We start from the raw sequence: 3,317 nt of genomic DNA, 5'->3' as shown, positions 1-3,317 counted from the left end.
ACTGCTCGCTGAGCCAACGGCAGACATCCTTGACGAACAAGGCACCAGCACCATCGCCAGCGATCTCGTCAACCATCACGACAATGGAGGGAAAGCGCTCGGCAAACCGCCTGCGCTCATTCAACCCGGGTCGGGTATTCGCATCGGACCGAAACAGCTGGGACAGACTCTTGATGGTGCTGCCCGTCGACGTGCGCCGATAGCTCTGAATCGAGGCCGTCAAGACCAGGCGCCTGGCATGCGGGTTCACCTCCGAGAGCGCAGCCGCTGCCCCCGCCAGCGTTCTCAGGACACCGGGCACATAGGCGCCGCGAAGCTCCTCGGTGCGCTCGTCCAATCCGCGCTTGCGCGGCCCCCGGGCATACCAACGCTCCTTGAGCTGCGTCTCGATCTCCGGCCCGATGAACCAGGTGCTCGTGTTCTCGGGCAGGATCGCCCCGTCCACGCCGTCGACGACAACCGCCGCATCGATACTACGGTGATGCGCCTTGTCCGGACAAAGCTCGCGGAAGGCACTTGGGGCTTGGGTGATCAGGTTACCGTTGGTGGTGACGGTCAGGATGCCGGTCGCCCTGCCATCTTCGTCACGGGCAAACTTGTCCGTGACATCCCGATTGATCACCGTGCGCGGACTGAAGTACAGCATCAGGAATCCATCGCGGTCCCCGCTGGTCAGGTAGCGTTGCACCGCGGTGGTCTTGCCGATGCCCGGATTCCCCTCCAGCACCAGTAGATTGAGCCTGCCGGGTCTCGCCGCCGCAAGTCCGGCCTCGACGGCTGAACCATGCAGGTCCCGCAACGTCACCACCCCGTCTTTTTTCCGCTGCCGCAGGAGGGGCGAAAGGATCGAGCGCGCATCCTCACCCAGAAATTCCGCAACCCTCGGATCATCGGGAACCTGGTCCAGCGCCTCGTCCACGGAGAACAGGTCGGTCGGACGATGAAACTCGGTCAGAGGCTCCTCGAACGACCATTCGATCGGTTCTCCGGGCTCAGGCTCCTGCTCCATATCCTTGAGCTGGCGTCGAATCGCCTTCGGCAAGCCCCGGACCAGGCGATGAAATGCGGAGCGGATCTCCGACAGCAGATGGTCCTCGGCATCGTCGTCGGGCACGCGCAGCTTGCGGCGGTACGCGGCACCCAGCTCCTTCATGAACTGGGCCCGTGGATCGGAAGATCCGGGGGTCAGGTCCGCCGACAGGCTCTCGACACCCCCAGCTGTGACAGCCAACACCTGGGCGTGAAGCGATTGGCGCTCCGGCTGGTCTGGGAGCAGTCCCGCTGTCCGCGAGGCATAGGAAGCACCCTGGCATAGCTTCAGAAAGGGCTTGTCCGGACCGGAGAAGGCTGTCAGATGATTGGAAAGCTCCGGAGACAGGGCCAGGTCCAATCCGTCGACCTCGGCACGCACGTGTGAGAACACGCCCCGCAGATCCAGCAGTCGCGCATAGCGGCCAAGCTCATCGACATGCGCCCGCTCATCGGAGAAGTCCGGGGCGCCCACCGGGGCGTTCAACGAGATCTCCAGCACCAGAAGCTGCTGATGGCGGCCTCTTGCATCGCCGAACAAGGCGGTGAAATCCGACCGTGCTGGGCCGCCTTGATGCGTCAGGCTACTGGTGCGCGCATCGATGCCGAAGGCCGAGCAGAAGGCCTGGCTCGGGTCACCCTCTTCGTCTTCACCCGGCAAGGACAGCGGGCACCACAGCGAGCAAAGTTGCTTGGGGCGCTTCGGTGCTTGATTCAGCCACTCCCGCATGCATGTCCAGCCGATCCCGTATCCCAGCAAGAGCAGATGGCGCACAACGCCGTCACAGAGGGTGCAACGTGCCTCGTCGTGCCAGTCCAAGGCACGCTGCACCCCCTTGTAGAGCTTGGCGGTACGCAAGGTGCGCCAGGGCTGGATCTCGGCGCGATCCGCTGCCAGGAGCCCCCGATGAATCAGGCAAGCGAGCACGCCACGCTTGACCGCGATCTCAAAGACGTGGCCCCAGGCCTCCGCCGGCTGCATGATGCGGTTCATGCTGCTCGCGGCGCGCGCAGCACCGCCCCGACCCGTGCCAAGACCGCCGGCAGCGACAGCACCACGTCACCGCGTCGCCGCGAGCGCATGACCACCACCTCACCCGCAGCCTCGGCGCTGCCGAGATCGCTCCAATGATGCGGTGCCAGGCAGGGACGCAACTGCCCATCCTTCGGCTCGCGCTCGGCATGGAGGTAGTGCATGCCGCGCAGCACGGCGAGCAGCAGGTCCCGCAACGCCGGGTCACGATTCTGTCCGATTAGGTTCGTCTGCGCCGCCAGCGACCACTCCAGGTCCTCGCCGGCCCGCGCCGAGCTCTCCAGAAAATAGGTACAGAACCCCGACTGTGGTCGTCGCTGCTCGTCACCCACGACCGACAGCGTGGCGAAGGTGTAGAAGGCGATCAACTCATCCCGCAAGCCCGACTCCGCGTCGTCCCAGAACGCCTCATGCTCACGCACCCTGGAGACCTCGAACGCGTGGCGACCGACCAGATCCCGCCGGCTGGTGACTCGGGTCGCCTGGAAGACATCGAGGCTCAGTGTGTAGACAGTCGCGTCCGGAAACTCCTGCGCCAGCCGGCCGAGGAAGCGCCGATTGGCATGGGGCGCGTGCCGATTGGCGCCTCGACCGATCCTGCGCGCCCCGAAGTGATTCCAGAGCAGCATGATGTGGCGACAACCTTGGGTATAGAGCCTGGCAATCTCCTCGAGGAGGATCGTCGGATTCTCGAACTCCCGAGCCGACTGCACATGGACGAGGTTACGCACATGAGCAAGGTGGAGCCCCCGTCTGGTATCGACGCCCGATGCATCGTTCGAAACGGCGAGATAAGTCCTGGCGCTGAACACGTGCTGGTCGCCGTCATGACCGGCCGGATCCCGACCGCAGGGTCGAGTGCTATAGCTCACCAACGCCACCGGGCTACCGGATGTCTGAGTGGGATGCCCGAGCCGGATCGGGAAGGCACTTTTCAACGCGGAGAAGGTGCCCCCCTGCTGCCACCGCAGCTCCGATGCGGCGACATCGAGCGCCAGTCCCTGCATGAACACGGGGGCATCGGTGCCAAGCACCTGCTCCACGGCCTGAGCAACGGCAAACAAGCCATGACTGCCGGCGAACAGATCCTCGTCTCGCCGTGCTCCCCTGCCCTCGGACTGCATCCGCAAGATCAACGTCCTCGGCACCGACTCGCCGACGGCGAAGCGCGCGCGCAGCACCCGCAGCGCCACGTAGACGATGATCGCGGTCGCGGTTACCGACGCGGCAAACTGATGGTCTGGGGCCGGCCCCT

The 3,317-nt window shown here is 65.0% G+C and carries 2 protein-coding genes; both read right to left on the bottom strand.

Annotation, left to right across the window (positions count from 1 at the left end):
- Window positions 1-2,023: hypothetical protein (locus LJE61_RS04785; RefSeq protein WP_296917623.1), on the bottom strand; the 2,023-nt coding region annotated here is incomplete at its 3' end.
- Window positions 2,020-3,317, bottom strand: a 1,298-nt coding sequence (locus LJE61_RS04780; RefSeq protein ID WP_296917621.1) for a hypothetical protein, incomplete at its 5' end; no start/stop codon positions are given. The genes LJE61_RS04780 and LJE61_RS04785, both read right to left, overlap by 4 nt.

Source organism: Thiocapsa sp., assembly GCF_022340925.1.
GTDB lineage: Bacteria > Pseudomonadota > Gammaproteobacteria > Chromatiales > Chromatiaceae > Thiocapsa.
The sequence above is the reverse complement of the archived record's forward strand: the minus strand, read 5'-3'. Positions and strand labels throughout refer to the sequence as shown.